This is a genomic window from Roseibium sp. AWQ4_254, from assembly GCF_056161025.1.
On sequence record NZ_JBSWYH010000003.1, the window covers coordinates 154,265 to 171,023 of the forward strand.

General features: G+C 59.7%; 14 protein-coding genes, 1 tRNA gene and 1 riboswitch. Of the genes, 10 read left to right on the plus strand and 5 right to left on the minus strand.

The annotated features are described in order from the left end of the window. The first annotated feature begins 35 nt into the window (after positions 1–35). The 4 genes from ACXAIC_RS03575 (at position 36) to ACXAIC_RS03590 (ending at position 5,849) form a co-directional block, all read left to right on the plus strand. On the plus strand, positions 36–1,328 hold the full coding sequence (locus tag ACXAIC_RS03575) for an adenylosuccinate synthase (protein WP_475173698.1): 1,293 nt from the start codon (positions 36–38) through the stop codon (positions 1,326–1,328). 255 nt (positions 1,329–1,583) lie between these two features. Next, positions 1,584–3,578: a hypothetical protein gene (locus ACXAIC_RS03580; protein WP_475173701.1), complete on the plus strand. Its 1,995-nt coding sequence runs from the start codon at positions 1,584–1,586 to the stop codon at positions 3,576–3,578. A gap of 199 nt (positions 3,579–3,777) precedes the next feature. Then, positions 3,778–3,884, plus strand: a riboswitch (TPP riboswitch). Positions 3,885–4,128: 244 nt separating this feature from the next. Continuing rightward, on the plus strand, positions 4,129–4,884 hold the full coding sequence (locus ACXAIC_RS03585) for an ABC transporter permease (protein WP_475173702.1): 756 nt from the start codon (positions 4,129–4,131) through the stop codon (positions 4,882–4,884). Between the two features lie 23 nt (positions 4,885–4,907). Next, positions 4,908–5,849: an ABC transporter substrate-binding protein gene (locus ACXAIC_RS03590; RefSeq protein ID WP_475173705.1), complete on the plus strand. Its 942-nt coding sequence runs from the start codon at positions 4,908–4,910 to the stop codon at positions 5,847–5,849. A 129-nt stretch (positions 5,850–5,978) separates the two neighbouring features. Here the strand turns inward: ACXAIC_RS03590 and rpoH are convergent, their stop codons facing one another. Both rpoH and ACXAIC_RS03600 read right to left on the minus strand, forming a co-directional pair. Further along, positions 5,979–6,869 carry an RNA polymerase sigma factor RpoH gene (gene rpoH, locus ACXAIC_RS03595; RefSeq protein ID WP_475173707.1) on the minus strand — a complete coding sequence of 297 codons (891 nt, stop codon included), beginning with the start codon at positions 6,867–6,869 and terminating at the stop codon, positions 5,979–5,981. A gap of 181 nt (positions 6,870–7,050) precedes the next feature. Further along, the gene (locus ACXAIC_RS03600; protein ID WP_475173711.1) at positions 7,051–8,076 is read right to left on the minus strand and encodes an RluA family pseudouridine synthase; all 1,026 of its coding nucleotides are present in this window, start codon (positions 8,074–8,076) and stop codon (positions 7,051–7,053) included. On the opposite strand from ACXAIC_RS03600, the gene ACXAIC_RS03605 reads away from it, so the two are divergent. Both ACXAIC_RS03605 and ACXAIC_RS03610 read left to right on the plus strand, forming a co-directional pair. Continuing rightward, entirely contained in the window at positions 8,075–8,431 is a 357-nt protein-coding gene (locus ACXAIC_RS03605) for a hypothetical protein (protein ID WP_475173713.1), read from the plus strand. The two genes, ACXAIC_RS03600 and ACXAIC_RS03605, sit on opposite strands and share 2 nt — an antisense overlap. A 256-nt stretch (positions 8,432–8,687) precedes the next feature. Then, a tRNA-Glu gene (locus ACXAIC_RS03610) sits at positions 8,688–8,763 on the plus strand. A 64-nt stretch (positions 8,764–8,827) separates the two neighbouring features. Here ACXAIC_RS03610 and ACXAIC_RS03615 read toward each other — a convergent pair. The 3 genes from ACXAIC_RS03615 to ACXAIC_RS03625 form a co-directional block, all read right to left on the minus strand. Then, the gene (locus ACXAIC_RS03615) at positions 8,828–9,610 is read right to left on the minus strand and encodes a DeoR/GlpR family DNA-binding transcription regulator (RefSeq protein WP_475173715.1); all 783 of its coding nucleotides are present in this window, start codon (positions 9,608–9,610) and stop codon (positions 8,828–8,830) included. 64 nt (positions 9,611–9,674) lie between these two features. Beyond that, a complete protein-coding gene (locus tag ACXAIC_RS03620) occupies positions 9,675–11,111 on the minus strand; it encodes a hypothetical protein (protein ID WP_475173718.1) in 1,437 nt (478 codons plus the stop codon). Positions 11,112–11,237: 126 nt separating this feature from the next. Next, positions 11,238–11,843, minus strand: a complete 606-nt coding sequence (locus ACXAIC_RS03625; protein ID WP_475173721.1) for a DUF1134 domain-containing protein — start codon at positions 11,841–11,843, stop codon at positions 11,238–11,240. A gap of 229 nt (positions 11,844–12,072) precedes the next feature. Here ACXAIC_RS03625 and ACXAIC_RS03630 point away from each other — a divergent pair, with 229 nt between their 5' ends. The 4 genes from ACXAIC_RS03630 to ACXAIC_RS03645 all read left to right on the plus strand — a co-directional run bounded on the left by ACXAIC_RS03630 (position 12,073) and on the right by ACXAIC_RS03645 (position 16,747). Beyond that, positions 12,073–12,477 carry a YHS domain-containing (seleno)protein gene (locus ACXAIC_RS03630; protein WP_475173723.1) on the plus strand — a complete coding sequence of 135 codons (405 nt, stop codon included), beginning with the start codon at positions 12,073–12,075 and terminating at the stop codon, positions 12,475–12,477. Between the two features lie 182 nt (positions 12,478–12,659). Continuing rightward, complete coding sequence (gene chpT / locus ACXAIC_RS03635) at positions 12,660–13,304, plus strand: histidine phosphotransferase ChpT (RefSeq protein ID WP_475173863.1); 645 nt, start codon at positions 12,660–12,662, stop codon at positions 13,302–13,304. 132 nt (positions 13,305–13,436) lie between these two features. Continuing rightward, on the plus strand, positions 13,437–16,259 hold the full coding sequence (locus ACXAIC_RS03640; protein WP_475173726.1) for a hybrid sensor histidine kinase/response regulator: 2,823 nt from the start codon (positions 13,437–13,439) through the stop codon (positions 16,257–16,259). Then, entirely contained in the window at positions 16,256–16,747 is a 492-nt protein-coding gene (locus tag ACXAIC_RS03645) for a chemotaxis protein CheW (RefSeq protein WP_475173728.1), read from the plus strand. Before ACXAIC_RS03640 ends, ACXAIC_RS03645 begins: the two co-directional genes overlap by 4 nt. Positions 16,748–16,759: the final 12 nt, after the last annotated feature.

Genomic DNA, 16,759 nt, shown 5'->3' on the forward strand with positions numbered 1-16,759 from the left:
GAGGCCCAAGCTGCTTTCAGGAGAGCAAAGACTAGATGGCGAATGTGGTGGTTGTCGGTTCGCAATGGGGGGACGAGGGCAAAGGCAAGATTGTCGACTGGCTGTCGGAACAAGCCGATGTCATTGTCAGGTTCCAGGGCGGACACAATGCCGGACACACGCTCGTCATTGACGGTATCAGCTACAAGCTCTCCCTGCTGCCCTCCGGCGTTGCCCGCGAAGGCAAGCTGTCCGTCATCGGCAACGGGGTCGTGCTCGACCCGCACGCCCTGGCTGAAGAAGTGGAACGTCTCGGTCAGCAGGGGGTGGTTGTCACGCCGGAAACCCTGCGTGTTGCCGAAAATGCCACGCTGATCCTGTCGCTCCACCGGGAGCTGGACGCGCTGCGCGAGAATTCCAACACCGGCACCCGCATCGGGACCACAAAACGCGGCATCGGCCCGGCCTATGAAGATAAGGTTGGCCGCCGGGCGATCCGGCTGATGGATCTTAAGAACCTGACGACCCTGCCTGCGAAAATCGACCGGCTTCTGACCCACCACAATGCCTTGCGGCGCGGTCTGGGGCAGGATGAGATCTCCGCGCAGGCCATCTATGACGAACTGGCCAGCGTTGCCGACAAGGTTCTGCCCTATATGGACAAGGTCTGGTACTTGCTGGACGACCTGCGCCGCCAGGGCAAGCGTATTCTGTTTGAAGGCGCCCAGGGGGCGCTGCTGGATATCGACCACGGCACCTATCCGTTTGTAACGTCCTCCAACACGGTTGCAGGTCAGGCGGCAACTGGCTGTGGCCTCGGGCCGGGCTCGGTCGACTATGTGCTTGGCATCACCAAGGCTTACACGACACGGGTCGGGGAAGGACCGTTTCCGACGGAACAGCAGAACGAGGTTGGGGAGTTCCTGGGCACGCGCGGCCATGAATTTGGAACCGTGACCGGCCGCCGCCGCCGCTGTGGCTGGTTCGACGCGGTGCTCGTGCGCCAGACCGTCTGCACCTCCGGCATCAACGGTATTGCCCTGACCAAGCTCGATGTTCTGGACGGGATGGACGAAATCAAGATCTGCATCGGGTATGAGCTGGACGGGGAGCGGATCGACTATCTGCCGGCGTCGCAAGGCGCGCAGGAGCGGGTTGTTCCGATCTATGAAAGCCTGCCGGGCTGGAAGGAATCCACGGAAGGGGCCCGCAGCTGGGCAGAATTGCCGGCTCAGGCTATCAAATATGTCCGTCACGTCGAAGAATTGATCGGAGCACCGGTTGCGCTTCTATCGACGAGCCCGGAGCGTGATGACACAATTCTTGTGCAGAATCCCTTCCAGGATTGAGATCTTTGGCTGAAAAGGCCCAATATTGAAAAAAAAAGTGGCGCTGGGCGAATCACTCTGCGTCGCTTTGGAATGGCAGAAGGCCGTCAAGAGGCGACCTTCAAACCGTTCCACGGATGTGCTGTGTAAGGGACGATGTGTGGGCGAATACGGGAAGAGTTGGCACCGGTCATCGAAAACTTGCTATAAGCCTCTGGGGAAACCATATCCCGGGCTGGCAGAAATTGAACGCGCGCGTGGCCTGTAGGCAGGAAGATGGCTGATTACTATTCGATTTTGAAGAAAACAATCGCGTCCTTGCCGGAAAGCAACGGAGCTGCCCGCAGAAGCGTTTACAGCCGGGCACGCAACGCCATTGTCAATCAGCTGAAAGCCTATGAGCCGCCGCTTTCCCCGTCCGAAATCACGGCCGAGCAGCTGCGCCTTGAAGAGGCGATCCGGAAAGTGGAAGCGGAAGCTGCCCGGGAAAGCCTAGGGCTGAGCCCGTCGCCCGGCACCTCCACATCCGCGCCAACGCCGCCGTCCTCTTCTTCTGCGGCCGCGCCGCAGGCGCCGGAACCGCAAGACGCTGAGGCCCCCCCTGAGGTGGCCAAAGTCCCTGAACCTGCTGCGCCTTCTACATCCCCGGCGCCAGACTTTTCTGTCGCTGCACCCGAGGTTGAAGCGCCCGAGGATGTGCGGCCTGAAGATCCGGTGCCGGACGTCCCCGGCAGTGAGGTCAAAGCGGCCGAAGCTCCGCCTGTATCCGCGCCGGTGTCGTCCCCCGTGACGCCACCGGCTGCACCTGTGATGCCGGAGACCGGTCCAAAGGATGGACTGCCCGCGCTTGACGGTCCTGAGAGGGAGCCGTCTCGGGCCTCCTCATTTGCAGAGGCCTCTGACGGTAAAGCTGCAGACGCGGACACGGATATTCCCTCGCCCTTGAAAGACACTTTGTCTGAGGCCGAGCAACTGGGCGCAGCGGCCAACAAAGCGGTTCAGAACGTCAAGGAGGCCGTCGACCCGGCCCCGGAAAAACGCTCTGGAGTTGTGATCGATGCCCGTAAGGAACCGGCTTTCCGGGGCTCGATCCGCGCTGGCGACGAAGGATATGACGCCGAAGAAGATGGTACAGACGAGGAGATGCCCTCGCTCTTTGCCGACCGGCATGAGCCGGTTCCGGTGCCGGTGCCTCAGGATCGGTCCAAACGGGAGCGGCTCAGCGCGTCGGATGCGTTGCGCGGGTCAGGGGCCGGACGAATGGTTCCGGTCGCGCTCGCTGGGGTTCTGGTTCTGATCGTTCTGGGCGCCGCCGCTTATTTCTTCCTGCCGTCGGAGGACCAGGCGGCGGTCAGCCGTCAGGAGACACCGGCAGAGGACACGCAGCCTGCCACTTTTCAGCCAGAGCCCGCGCCGTCCCAGGCCTCGGTGGCCGAGGACCCGGCAGATACGGGCGCAAGTGCCAAGAACACCGACAGGCTTCTGGATGACAGCGGCGGCGAGGTTGTTGCGCCTGATGCCCGCACGGTTACCACAACGACGATCACGCCGCGGCCGTCCGCACCGGTTGCCTCCACGCCCTCCTCGCCGGGAGCGGCCAGCACCGGCTCAACCTCTGCAATTCCGCTTGTGGAACCAGCCCAGCCGTCTGTTGGCGGGACACAGGGCGGTCTGGCAAGTATCACCCAGCCGGGAGCAAGCGCCTCTGCAAGCGCGCCAGCACCCAGTGGGGCCCAGCGGTCCATCCTCTATGAAGAAGGGGAAGATACGTCCGGAGCAGGTACGGCGTCTCAAGGGGCGGTTGTCTGGGGCCTGAGGCAAGAAACGGATCTCAACGGCAACCAGCTGTCTGTTCTGACCGCGCAAGTGGACATCCCCGAGCGTGGGGTGAAAGTTGATATCCGTATCAAGCCGAATGACGACACGTCACTGCCTGCAAGCCATCTGGTGGAAATCGAATATGACTTTCCGGACGGATTTGCGGCCGGGGACGTGGTCAATGTGCCAGGTCTTGTCATGAAGCCGACGGAAGAAGCCCGGGGCGATGCCCTGATCGGCGCGTCTGTGAAAGTCTCTCCCGGCATCTTCTGGATTGCCCTGTCGAATGACATCGACAAGGAAGAGCGCAATATGGGACTCTTGAGCGGGCGTGGCTGGATCGATATTCCGATGCTGTATGAAAACGGCAAGCGCGGCATCCTGACCCTCGAAAAGGGCGAAACGGGCAATGACGTCGTCAACAAGGCGGTTGCCTCCTGGCAAGCGGGCTAAGGCTTGAAAGAGCGCTCTGTCATCCGGTTTCAAACCGCTTTGCTGTGATATCTCTGATGTCTGGAAGCGAAAGTCAAAGCGCATGAAATGCGGTTGCTTCAGCCGTTTTCTCTCTGAAATGGCAGTGTGTTTAAGGTTTGCCGGAGAAAAGGTTTCCGGACCGGTCTTGCGTTTTGTCTCAAGGCGGGGCATGTTCGCGCCTCGGTCCGAGGGGTGTTCCGGTTTCCGGAGCTGAGATGGCGTTAAGCTGAACCCTTAGAACCTGATCCGGGTCATACCGGCGAAGGGACGGAATCCTTAGCCTATATCCCGGATCTCCAGTGTCATACTGGCTGGTCATTTTCCTGCTGTAACCGGATTCTGGAAGCTGCGGGGGCGCCAGCCGTGAGCGCCGGTCTCTTTTGCATGCCTTTGAATGGGTGTGCGAGGCCGGGGTGAGGACGGGAGATCCTATGCGTTCGTGTCTGCCAGGGCAGCCGTCATCGCACCAGCGAAGACCGGCTGCTGGAAAGAAAGATCCAAACAGCTGCCGTGCGCCCGGAGAGGCCGCATGAGAGACGTGCTGTTGGTGCTGAGGCGCATTGCCGTTTCTGTCCTTGCGGTCTTCGGGGTCTGGGCCTTACTTGTGGCGGTGTTTCAGCCGCCTGCATTCCTGCTGCCCGGCCCGGTCGATGTTCTGCGTGCCTTTCCCACCAATGCAGGGTTTTTATTCTACCATGCGGGCATCACCGCGTCAGAGACCCTGCTGGGGTTTGTTCTTGGGGTGCTGTGCGGAACGGCGCTTGCCGTCTTGGTCTGGCTGTTTCCGCTCGCCGGACGCCTGGTCATGCCGGCCGTTCTGGTGACCCAGGCCTTGCCGGTCTTTGCCATTGCCCCTGTGCTTGTTCTCTGGCTCGGCTTCGGTATGACCTCCAAGATCGTCATGGCCATCCTGATCATCTTTTTCGCGGTGACCTCCACGGTCTATGACGGGTTGCGCCGGCTCGATCCCGGCCTTGCCGATCTTGCGCGCCTTTACCGGGTCAACCGGGTTCAGGAACTTGTGGTGTTCCGGCTGCCTGCGGCCCTTCCGGCGCTTGCCTCAGGGATGCGGGTGGCCGCCGTCTTTGCGCCCATAGGGGCGGTGGTTGGTGAATGGGCGGGGGCCAAAGGCGGGCTTGCCTTCATCATGCTGCAGGCCAATGCCCGCGGAAAAGCAGATCTTCTTTTTGCTGCAGTCATTTTGCTGGCCTTGATGGTTCTGGCGATGCGCGCTGCAGTCGACCACCTCACCCAACGTCTTGTTCCCTGGCAGGCCGAAGACTGACTGCCACATTCCGGAGGAGTTTCATGAAAAGAATCCTGTTGTCCCTGTCTCTTGCCACCGCACTTCTGGCCAGCGGTCCGGTTCAGGCCGCTGAGAAGCTTACCGTGCTTCTGGACTGGTTCACGAACCCCGATCATGCTCCTGTCATCACGGCGAAGACCAAGGGGTTCTTCGCGGCGGAAGGGCTGGAGGTGGAGCTGATCGAGCCGGCCGACCCGTCCATGCCGCCCAAGCTGGTTGCGGCCGGGCAGGGCGACATTGCCATTTCCTATCAGCCGACCCTGCATGCGCTGATCGAGGAAGGCCTGCCGGTGTCCTGGATCGGAACCCTTGTGGAAACGCCGCTTAACTCGCTGATCGTGCTCAAGGATGGGCCCATCAAGACCTTGAAGGACCTGAAGGGCAAGACCATCGGCTTTTCCGTGTCCGGCTTTGAAGATGCCATGCTGGGGCAGATGCTCAAATCGGTTGAACTGACCATCGATGATGTGGAGTTGATCAATGTGAATTTCTCCCTGTCTCCGGCGCTGATGGCAGGTCAGGTGGACGCGGTCATCGGGGCTTACCGCAATTTCGAGCTGACCCAGATCGAGATCGAGGGCAAGGAGGGGCGGGCCTTCTTCCCGGAAGAAAATGGCGTGCCGATTTTTGATGAGCTGGTCTATGTGGTCGGAAAGGATACGGTGGATGATCCGCGTTATGTCAAGTTTCTGGCTGCGGTGGAAGCTGCGACCATCTATCTGACAAACCATCCGGATGAGGCTTGGGATGCCTTCATCGAGGCCTATCCGCATTTGAACGATGAGTTGAACAAGCGGGCCTGGGCCGACACGCTGCCGCGCTTTGCCAAGCGGCCGGGCGTGCTGGATGAAGGCCGCTACATGCGCTTTGCGGAGTTCATGGCCGAGGCCGGTTTGATTAGCAAGGTTGTTCCGGTGGAGAGCTATGCCAAGGAACTTCGCTGATCTGATGCCCTCTAAAAGGACATCTCAAGGAGCGAGCCCCTCTTTGCGATCAGACGATAAGAAAAGCAAAACGCCGGAGCAAGTCTCCGGCGTTTTTGTGTCCGTCCATGATGCAGGCAGTATATGCCGTTATGCGGCGGGCTGCTGGTGTTCGCGGGCCCGCGCCGTGCTGCGGACCGCCTTTTGCACCTTTTCAAAGGCCCGCACCTCAATCTGGCGCACACGCTCCCGGCTGACGCCGAACTCACCGGAGAGATCCTCCAGGGTCATCGGATCTTCCGACAGTCGGCGGGCCTCAAATATGCGGCGCTCGCGCTCATTGAGCACGTCCATGGCATCGCTTAGGAGCTTGCGGCGCATGTCCAGCTCTTCCTGATTGGCCAGAAGGGTCTCCTGGCTGTCGCTTTCGTCCACGAGCCAGTCCTGCCATTCTCCGGCATCGGCTTCCGCCCGAACCGGTGCGTTCAGGCTGGCATCGCCGCCCAGGCGCCGGTTCATGGAAATCACTTCGTCTTCGGAAACGCCCAGGCGAGTCGCGATCTCTTTCACCTGATGCGGCTTCAGATCGCCCTCGTCCAGGGCCTGGATCTTGCCTTTCAGGCGCCGCAGGTTGAAGAAGAGGCGTTTCTGGTTGGCCGTGGTGCCCATTTTGACAAGCGACCAGGACCGCAGGATGTACTCCTGGATGGCCGCCTTGATCCACCACATGGCATAGGTCGCCAGCCGGAAGCCCTTGTCCGGCTCGAACCGTTTGACCGCCTGCATGAGGCCGACATTGCCTTCAGACACAACTTCCCCGATCGGCAGACCGTAGCCGCGGTACCCCATGGCGATTTTCGCAACAAGACGCAGGTGGGAATTCACAAGACGCTCGGCAGCCTGCGGATCTTCATGCTCCTTGTACCGCTTGGCGAGCATATATTCTTCCTGCGGCTGCAGCATCGGAAATTTACGAATCTCATCCAGGTAGCGGCTCAGGCCACCTTCCCCGGCGGTGAGAGTAGGTACGTTCTGGGCCATTGAATGCGCCCCCTTTCGCAAAGTTCGCGCCCCTTTGTCTTCCCTGCTGCCCCGCACTCCATACGCAAGCAAACCATGTCAGAAGACCGGAAAACGCTTTGTCGTGTCCATAATGGCACACACGCAAGCTCAATATAGGTTCGAAATTGCCGATTGCATGGCAGAAGAGCGGATTTAGATCCTAAAATTTTTGTAATATCGACAAAAGATTTGCGAAATCAGACGGGTAAGGACTTTCAAAACGCAAGGTTTCCCCGCTGGCCGGATGCTCGAATGCCAGTAATCCGGCATGAAGAGCCTGCCGTTTGAAGCCGATTACGGCCGATTTGAGGGGCTCTTCCAGACGGTTGATCTTGGTTTTGAAACCGGAGCCATAGTCTTCATCGCCGATCAGCGGATGGCCGATATGGGTCATGTGCACGCGGATCTGATGGGTCCGGCCCGTTTCCAGCCGGCATTCCATCAAGGCGGCAAGGGCCGGTGCGTCTGCGGGCCCGAACCGGTCCTTCACCTGCCAGTGGGTGACCGCATGGCGGCCACTGGTTTTCACCACCGCCATTTTCTGGCGGTTGGCCTGGGACCGGGCGAGATTGGCGTCAATGGTGCCTTTCAGGCTTGGGGGCGCGCCCCAAACAAGGGCGGAATAGGCGCGCTCTAGCGGGCCGGTGCGGCCGTGATCGGCAAACTGGGCGGCCAGGCCCTGATGCGCCTGATCCGTCTTGGCAACCACCAGAAGGCCGGAAGTGTCTTTGTCGATCCGGTGGACAATGCCTGGCCGTTTGACGCCGCCGATCCCGGACAGGCTGTCGCCGCAGTGATGGATCAGGGCATTGACAAGGGTGCCGGTCCAGTTGCCCGCCCCCGGATGCACCACCAAACCGGCGGGTTTGTCGACGACAATCAAGTGATCATCCTCATAGACGACGCTGATCGCAATAGCCTCGCCCTTTGGCTCGGGATCTTCCGCGTCAGGCAGGGTGAGGGCCAGGGCGTCGCCTTCATTGACCCGGAATTTCGGTTCCACTATTTTCGCGCCGCCGACGGTGACATCTCCCGATCTGACAAGGGACTGGATCCTATTGCGGCTAAGCGTTTCCAAATGCGCTGCCAACACCGCATCCAGCCGTTTTCCGGCATCGGCTGCATCGACCGTTAATTTGAAGTCCGAGCCGTCTCCGGCCGGATTTTCGGGGGAATTGTTTGTCATGTCACAACCTGACTTTCGGGATGAAGACCAGAAGGAGGTGCCGCTGGATCCGGCGGCGGAACGGATGCAGGCGCGGCTGAAGCGCCTTCTGTTCGGGTCTTCCCTGATCATGTTTGCCGGTTTGATCGCTGTCTTTGCAGCAATTGTGTACAAGATCAACTCCAATGAAGGTGAAATCTCCGGGGACGCCTTTGCGTCCAGCGTGGCCGTGGGCCCCGAGGCTGAGGTGCAGCAGGTCAGCTTTGCCGACGGGGTGATGCTGGTTCTGGTCAAGGAAGGCAGCAAGACAGCCCTGCTGCGCTTTGATCCAGCCTCCGGCAAGCGAATCGGGCGGACGGATTTTGTCGCCCGCTAGCGCATTTTGCGTTTCACCGGGCTCGCCTTGCGCGGCCTGATTTCAAAGAGGCCACCTCAAAGGAAAGCCTGTTTGAAACCACAAAATGCGGCCCGCCAAACCGCAGACAAAAGGGGCGAGGGCAGGGTTGCACCTGTCCTGAGCCGGGTTATGAACAGCCATGTGACAAAAAAATGAAAAGGGGGCTTGCGTCCATCCGCAAGCCGCCTTATACGCTCGGTCCTCGGCTTGAAACCGACACGGCTTCAAGTCATGCGCGCCCATCGTCTAGCGGTCTAGGACGCCGCCCTTTCACGGCGGAAACACGGGTTCGAGTCCCGTTGGGCGTGCCATTCTTTTCCAAAAATTTGTCACAGGATCTCCACAGCTCTTCCCCAGCTCGGGGCCGCCGTGTTGTCAGCCGTCTTCCGGCAAGGGCTCCGGGCCGGTTTCGATCAGCCTGACCTCGGCATCGGCGGCGATCTGCTTAAAGCCGGGATCCGGGCAATGGTCGGTGACAAAGGTGGTGACCTGAGACAGGTGGCCGACCCGCACCGGTGCGGTGCGTTCGAATTTCGTGCTGTCGGCGGCCAGAATGACATGGCGGGCATTGTCCATGATTGTCTTGGTCACCTTGACTTCCCGGTAGTCATAATCGAGCAGGGATCCGTCCGGGTCGATGGCGGAGGCGCCGATCACGGCAAAATCCACCTTGAACTGGCGCATGAAATCGACAGCCGCCTCGCCGACAATACCGCCATCGGCATGGCGCAGTACACCGCCGGCAATCACCACTTCAATCTGGGAATAACCGCGCATTAAGCTGGCGACATTGATGTTGTTGGTGATCACCATCAGGCCCCGGTGCTGGAGCAGCGCCTGGGCAACGGCCTCCGTGGTGGTGCCGATATTGATGAAGATGGAGGTGTTGTCCGGAATGAGTGCAGCGACGCTTTCGCCTATATCGGCCTTCTCTTTGCTTGAAATGATCCGGCGGGCTTCATAACCGACATTCTCGATCCCTGAGGAGAGCAGGGCGCCGCCATGGGTTCGGGCCAGCAGGCGCCGTTCACACAGCTCGTTCAGGTCCTTGCGGATTGTCTGGGGGCTGACTTCAAAGCGTTTGGCAAGATCCTCGACGCTGACACGGCCCACCTGCCGGGCAAGTTCCAAAATGGCGTTGTGGCGTTCAATCAGCATGGACAGCAGGCTCTTCAGGCTCTTTTGAGGTTACCCTCTAAATGACCGGTCCCATGCGTTAAGATCAAGCCACATCCATCTTTTTTTGTTTTATGGATTTGCTTTTCGCCCCTTTGCCTGCCCGGGTTGTGCTCTTGGCCTTGGCCGCAGGCCCCCCCGCCTTGTCACTCTTGGACGTGTCGGCTTTCGCAGCGCCGTCCTTTCGGCGGTTCGAGGCCACAATCCGGCTGACCAGAGCCTCGGCGGCCGACGCGATCTCGGCGGAGTTCAGGCTGTCCGCAGACGGAGCGGATGAGGCTGTACCAATGGCCGCGCCTGCGCCGGAAGCCGCATGGGCCGGGCTTTCGGCGCGTTTCGATTTCACGGCCACCTCAAAAGGCGACAGGGTGGGCGAAGAGGAGGGCGCACGCTCCTGATCTTTCGCGGCCTTGGAGGTGCTGTCTGCAGCCGCAGGTTTGGCGGCAGGATTGTCCGGAGCGGCTTCCGCCCTTGTAGCGCTTGCGGGGGCAGTCGATTTGGCAATGGTGACCGGCGCGTCCCCGGCCACGGCAATCCGGGCTGCCAGAGCTTTGAAATCCCGCCGCAGATCTTTCAGGGCGGGGCTGTCGGTCAGGTCGTTCTGAAGTTTTTCCACCTGGCCTTTCATCCGCTCCAGCACCCGTTCCTTGCTGGTCAGGTCCGCCTGCTGCTGGATGTTCTTCCGGGTCAGGTCCTCGATCTGGGCCGTCAAACCGTTGCGGGCATCAGTCTCTCCGCTTGTGCCGGAATCCACCAGCAGTGACAGGCGGGTGACTTCCGCCTGCGCAGCGACATATTTTGCTTCCGTATCGATCAGCTGGGTTTCAAGCTCCGCCAGCCGGCTCTTGGAGTCGGCTGCCAGAGACGCTTCGATTTCGGAGGTGACCGTCGGCTCCAGTTTCGCCAGTTTTGCCTTCAAGGTGGCAACCTCTGCCTCCAGTCCGGTAATGGTGGCAAGCGCCATCGTGTCGACGGCCGGCATCCAGTCATGGCCGCTGTCGCGGGGCTTGTCAGGCTGCGGGGCGTCTGCCTTCTCCGGTTCCGCCTTCCAGCTGTCGGCGAGGGCTTTTTCCGAGTCCGCAAGCTTGTCCTTGAGGGTCTTGATTTCGGCGGTCAGAAGATCGACCGCCTTTTCGTCCCCCTTCAAAAGGTCCAACTGCTGTTTCAGGTCCGCGGTCTCGGCTTCATGGGCCTTGGTATGCGCTGCAATTTCGGTGCGCAGACGGGAGGTTTCCAGATGGTGTTTTGCGGCCTTGGCCCGCTCTTCCTCCAGCTGCTGCTCCACCCGGCGCAGGTCGACCGCGTGGCGCGCGCGCTGCTGATCCTGGGCAGCTCGGACTTCGGCATAGCTGGTCGGATTGACTGCGCGCAGAGCCTCCTCCGTCAGGCGGGCCGCCCGGCGGTAAAAGGCGGGCAGGATTGCAAGGCCGATCAGACTGGCCGTGCAAAATCCCAGTGCCACATACATTGCCGCTTCGATCACATCAGGCTCCCGGTCGCTTTCCCAAGCCCCTTCTATTACCTTTAGACCACAGCCGTGCTGCCGCCAAGGCTGCTAGAAACTACAGTCTTCCCGCACATTAGACCGGCAGACCGTTAATCTTTTAACTCAGAACGGGTTCCATGTCGGCTTCGGTGTGATTTTCAGATAGCCCATATTCACACCGAGGCGGGCCCCGACTCCTGCCCTTACGGGAACAAGAACGACCTCATCCTTGAGAAGAACCGTCATGCCGGCACCGCCCACCAGATAGGCAGAACCGTTGACACCGGTAAACCGGTCGTAAATCGCATCCACATTGGGCAGGCCATAGACCAGCATCATCACCCGTGCGCCGTCCGCGCCGAAATCCCAGCCAACCGAAGGGCCTTGCCAGAAGATTTTGTGGTTGCCTGCGTTGCGGGTGTAAAGATGGCCTTCGCCGTAGCGGGCGCCTGCCACAAAGGCGCCGGAGCCTTCTTCCCCGAGAATATAGCCGTTGGGCTCACCGAACCGGGCAAAGGCCTTTTCGAAAACCGAGGCCAGCCCGCCGGAGACGGCGCCGAAAAACTCATGGCCGGTTTTCAGGATCTCGTCCTCGTCATAGGTCTGGTTGGACGGGATCGGCTCAGATCCGGAGGTTTGGGCAAGAGACGGCGCGGGCGCGGCCATCAAGATCAGACAGAAAAAGGCGGCGTGTAGCCAGGGCGCCAGGCGCCAGGACCCTTGTTCCATTTTAAAAACACTCCTTTTGTCGGCCGGAAGCCTTGCCGGGTCACGCAATATCCCCAGGCCGTGCGTTCTCATTTGAGACCCTGTGGCCTACACTGAATCAGAATCATGCTGATTCGCCCATGACTTTGCACCTACATAAGCCGAATCGATGAAAAGCTGGCCTGAAAAAAAGACATGGATGTGTCTTTGCGTGGCAATGGCCGTCCTTTTGGCGGGATTCGCAGGGACTGTGGCAGCACGTCCCCAGCTTTTTGTTCCTGATTCCATCACCGGCTATGCCATCGGCGGGCACGATCCGGTCAGTTATTTTGTCGACGGCAAGCCGCGCAAGGGAGACCGGCGCTTTGAGTTGCAATGGGGCGGGGCCGAATGGCTCTTTGTCAATCAGGGCAATATGGCGGCGTTCAAGCGCAATCCGGAAACCTATGCGCCGCTTTTTGCCGGGTGCGGCGGCTACGCATTGTCAGAAGGCTATGCGGCTGCGGGTAGCCCGTTCATCTATGCGGTGGTCGAAGGGCGGCTGGTGTTCTTCTATTCAATCGTGAACCGGTTCCTGTTTATCGTGAACGGAACCCAGCTTCTTAAAGAGGCGCAAGACAACGCTGCAAGGGTAGGATGCACTCCGGAGGAGTGAAATTTAACTTCCCCTACGGCAGAAAATCGCCGGAAATTCGCGAAATCCGCAACTTTCATCTGGAAGACCCGAATTGCCGTCCGGGGCTGCCTTGGCAGGCGCTTTGTGGATGTGTAACCCTTGGTCAGACGATCTCGAATCAGTTTTTCTGCTTAGACCCTGCAAAAGAGCCTCGCAACGCCATGTCCGCACTTCAAGAGCTGTCTTCACTTGATCTCGCCGCTCTGGTCGCCAGCCGTGTCTGCCATGACATCATCAGTCCGGTCGGGGCCATTACCAATGGTCTTGAGGTTCTCGATGAGGAGGGCTCGGAGGATATGCGCGACTTTGCGATGGACCTGATCCGCAAAAGCGCGCGCCAGGCCTCGGCAAAGCTGCAATTCGCCCGTCTTGCCTTTGGGGCTGCGGGGTCGGCCGGTGCGGAGATTGACCTCGGTGACGCACAGGTAGTTGCCACAGGGTTTATGGAAAACGAAAAATCCGACCTAGTTTGGCAAGTAACCCGGCACTTAATGCCGAAAAATTATGTCAAACTTCTCTTAAATCTCATTCTTATCGCCAATCAGTGCGTACCGCGGGGGGGCGAAATCAAGGTCGAGATGGAGGGCGATCCGCAATCGCCGTCCTTTACCCTCCAGGCGAGCGGGCTTAACCCGCGTATTCCGCTCGGAATGAAGGAAACCCTTGACGGACAGGAGCCTGAACGGGTGGATGCTCACTCGGTTCAGCCGATCTATACACTGCTTCTCGCCCGTGAGTCAGGCATGGTATTAACGATAGATAAGCAAGAAGACTGCGTAAAAATTACGGCCCTGCCCAAGAACTAGTCGACCGGAACAAAAGTCGGCAAACGTTTCAGCGTATCTTAACTCTTTGAGGTCAACCTACTCTCATGGACTTTCGGTCCAGACGTCCCTTTCGGGATGCGGAACCAGTAACAAGTCGGGTGAGAGCAGGCCATGGACGACCTCCTCAGGGAATTCATTACCGAGACCAATGAGAGTCTCGATGTTGTTGACGTTGAGCTCGTAAAGTTCGAGCAGGAACCGAACAACGCTACTATTCTTGATAACATTTTCCGTTTGGTACACACCATCAAGGGTACCTGCGGCTTCCTGGGTCTGCCCCGGCTGGAAGGGATTGCGCACGCGGCCGAAACCCTTATGGGCAAATTCCGTGACGGCGCTCCGGTTACCCAGGAGGCGGTTTCGCTCATTCTGGTCTCCATCGACCAGATCAAGGACATCCTCGGTGAGCTGGAAGCTGCCGAAGGTGAGGAGCCGGAAGGCGACGACAGCGAGCTGATCGGCAATCTGGAAGAGATGTCCGCCAAGGCCGACAAGGCAATGGCAGGAGAAGCCGACGCTCCGGCGGAAAGCGCGCCGGCGGAAGCCGAAGCCGAAGCTGAGGCCCCGGCCGAAGAGGCTGCTGAGGAAAACGCTGCTGATCAGGCGCTTGAACGGCCGCTGCGCCCCGGGGAAGTCTCCCTGGATGAACTTGAGCGGGCGTTCCGTGAGACGGAAATAGAGGTTGAGGTCGCCGAGCCGGAAACCGCAGAAGCCGAAGAGGCTGCGGATGAGGCCGAGGAGCCTGCTCCGGCCCCTGCGCCTGCACCTGCTGCCAAGGCGGAAGCCAAACCCGAACCTGCAAAACCGGCCGCCGCCAAAAAGGCGGAGGGTGGCGCTGAGAAGAAAGCTGCCGGAGGCGGTGTTTCCAACCAGAGCATCCGTGTCGCAGTCGACACGCTCGAACATCTGATGACGATGGTTTCCGAGCTCGTGCTGACCCGGAACCAGCTTCTTGAAATTGTCCGCCGTCATGAAGACAGCGAATTCAAGGTACCGCTGCAGCGCCTGTCCAACGTGACGGCTGAGCTGCAGGAAGGGGTCATGGCGACCCGGATGCAGCCGATCGGGAATGCGTGGCAGAAACTGCCGCGGATCGTGCGCGATCTGAGCCAGGAACTGGAAAAGCCGATCGAACTGGAAATGATCGGCGCCGATACGGAACTGGACCGCCAGGTCCTTGAAATGATCAAGGACCCGCTGACCCACATGGTCCGCAACTCCGCCGACCATGGTCTGGAGCTGCCGGAAGACCGCCGGGCGGCTGGGAAGCCTGAAAAAGGCACGATCACCCTTGCAGCCTATCATGAAGGCGGCCACATCATCATCGAAGTCCGGGACGACGGTAAGGGCATCGATGTCGACAAGGTGAAGTCGAAGGTCGTTGAACGCGGTCTTGCAACGGAAGCCGAAGTCGAGAAGATGACGGATTCCCAGATCCATAAATTCATCTTCCATGCGGGCTTCTCCACCGCTGCCGCCATTACCAGCGTTTCCGGACGCGGTGTCGGTATGGATGTTGTGCGCAACAACATCGAGCTGATCGGCGGCACGGTTGACCTGCGCTCGACCACGGGCAAGGGCTCCAGCTTCATCATCAAGATTCCGCTCACCCTGGCCATTGTCTCCACCTTGATTGTGGAAGCAGGCGGTGACCGGTTCGCCATTCCGCAGCTTTCGGTCGTGGAACTTGTCCGGGTTCAGGCGAATTCGGAGCACCGCATCGAGCGCATCAAGGACACCCCGGTGCTGCGCTTGCGCAACAAGTTGCTGCCGCTGGTGCATCTGTCCCAGCTTCTGGGTATCTATGAAGGTGAAGATGTCGAGCAGGCGATCAGCTCCGACAACGGCTTCATCGTTGTTATGCAGGTCGGCAGTCAGACCTTCGGTGTTGTGGTTGACGGGGTCTTCCACACGGAGGAAATCGTCGTCAAGCCGATGTCGACCATGCTGCGCAATCTCGACATGTTCTCCGGCAATACCATTCTCGGCGATGGCTCGGTGATCATGATCATCGACCCGAACGGCATTGCAGGCGCCATGGCAAGCCATGCGTCCAGCGCGGTGGCCGAGAGCCAGGAAGAAGACAATGAAGATCTGCATCGCAAGGCCATGACCGGCCAGAACGCAATCTCGATGCTGCTCTTCCGGGCCGGGGCGCCGGAGCCGAAGGCTGTGCCGCTGTCCCTGGTCACCCGCCTGGAAGAATTCGAGGTCTCCAAGATCGAACGCTCGAATGGCCGGGATCTGGTTCAGTACCGCGGCGCGCTTATGCCGCTGGTCTATGTCAACGACGGCGATTGCCACAAGACGGAAGGCACGCAGCCGATGCTCGTGTTCTCCGACTCCGGCCGCTCCATGGGCCTCGTGGTCGACGAGATCGTCGACATTGTCGAAGACCGCCTGGACATCGAAGTCGGCTCGGAACGCCTCGGCATTCTCGGCTCTGCGGTGATCAAGGAACGTGCAACCGAAATCATCGATCTTGGCTACTATCTGCCACAGGCCTTTGAAGACTGGTTCATGCGCAAGGAGATGGACATCGAAGCGCTGACGAAGAAGGTTCTCTTCGTCGACGACTCCGCCTTCTTCCGCAACATGCTGACGCCGGTTCTCAAGGCGGCCGGGTATGATGTGACCACCTGTATCGGACCGCAGCAGGCCTTCGAGATTCTGGAGAACGGCGACAAGTTCCATGCGATTGTCAGCGACATCGAAATGCCGGAAATCAACGGCTTCGAGTTCTGTGAATCGCTCCGGCGTGACCCGCGTTTCCGGCAGGTTCCGATCCTTGCGCTGTCGTCGCTGGTGACCCCGGCCTCGATCGAGCGCGGCCGCCAGGCCGGGTTTGACGACTATGTCGCCAAGTTCGACCGTCCCGGCTTGATCGCGGCCCTTAAAGATGTCTTCTCCAATGAATTGGGAGCTGCAGCATGAGTGTGCTGGAACATAAACTCAATGAGGACGCTGCCACTGCCAGCGACATGATCCAGTATGTGACCGTGGTGATCGGGGGCCAGCTCTTTGGTTTGCCGATCTCCCAGGTCCATGACGTGTTCGTTCCGGAAAGCGTGACCCGGGTGCCCATGTCGGCCCCGGAAGTGGCCGGTGTGCTCAATCTGCGCGGACGCATTGTCACCGCGATCAACATGCGCCGCCGCCTGCATCTGCCGCCGCTGGAAGACGAGCAGATGATGGCTGTCGGCATCGAATACAAGCAGGAAAGCTACGGGCTGGTCATTGATACGGTAGGGGAAGTGCTGACACTGACCAGCGCCTCCGCCGAGCCGAACCCGTCCAACCTGGATCGCCGCTGGGCGGAAATCTCCGGCGGTGTGCACCGTCTGGATGGGAAGCTGATGGTGATCCTGGATGTGGACCGCTTGCTTGGATCAATGTTTACAGAACCTATGGCGGCAGCATAACGGCCAACAGGC

Coding starts and splice junctions, on each gene's coding strand:
- ACXAIC_RS03575 (WP_475173698.1), top strand. CDS start 36: ATGGCGAATGTGGTGGTTGTCGGTTCGCAATGGGGGGACGAGGGCAAA.
- ACXAIC_RS03580 (WP_475173701.1), top strand. CDS start 1,584: ATGGCTGATTACTATTCGATTTTGAAGAAAACAATCGCGTCCTTGCCG.
- ACXAIC_RS03585 (WP_475173702.1), top strand. CDS start 4,129: ATGAGAGACGTGCTGTTGGTGCTGAGGCGCATTGCCGTTTCTGTCCTT.
- ACXAIC_RS03590 (WP_475173705.1), top strand. CDS start 4,908: ATGAAAAGAATCCTGTTGTCCCTGTCTCTTGCCACCGCACTTCTGGCC.
- rpoH (WP_475173707.1), bottom strand. CDS start 6,869: ATGGCCCAGAACGTACCTACTCTCACCGCCGGGGAAGGTGGCCTGAGC.
- ACXAIC_RS03605 (WP_475173713.1), top strand. CDS start 8,075: ATGTCACAACCTGACTTTCGGGATGAAGACCAGAAGGAGGTGCCGCTG.
- ACXAIC_RS03600 (WP_475173711.1), bottom strand. CDS start 8,076: ATGACAAACAATTCCCCCGAAAATCCGGCCGGAGACGGCTCGGACTTC.
- ACXAIC_RS03615 (WP_475173715.1), bottom strand. CDS start 9,610: ATGCTGATTGAACGCCACAACGCCATTTTGGAACTTGCCCGGCAGGTG.
- ACXAIC_RS03625 (WP_475173721.1), bottom strand. CDS start 11,843: ATGGAACAAGGGTCCTGGCGCCTGGCGCCCTGGCTACACGCCGCCTTT.
- chpT (WP_475173863.1), top strand. CDS start 12,660: ATGTCCGCACTTCAAGAGCTGTCTTCACTTGATCTCGCCGCTCTGGTC.
- ACXAIC_RS03640 (WP_475173726.1), top strand. CDS start 13,437: ATGGACGACCTCCTCAGGGAATTCATTACCGAGACCAATGAGAGTCTC.
- ACXAIC_RS03645 (WP_475173728.1), top strand. CDS start 16,256: ATGAGTGTGCTGGAACATAAACTCAATGAGGACGCTGCCACTGCCAGC.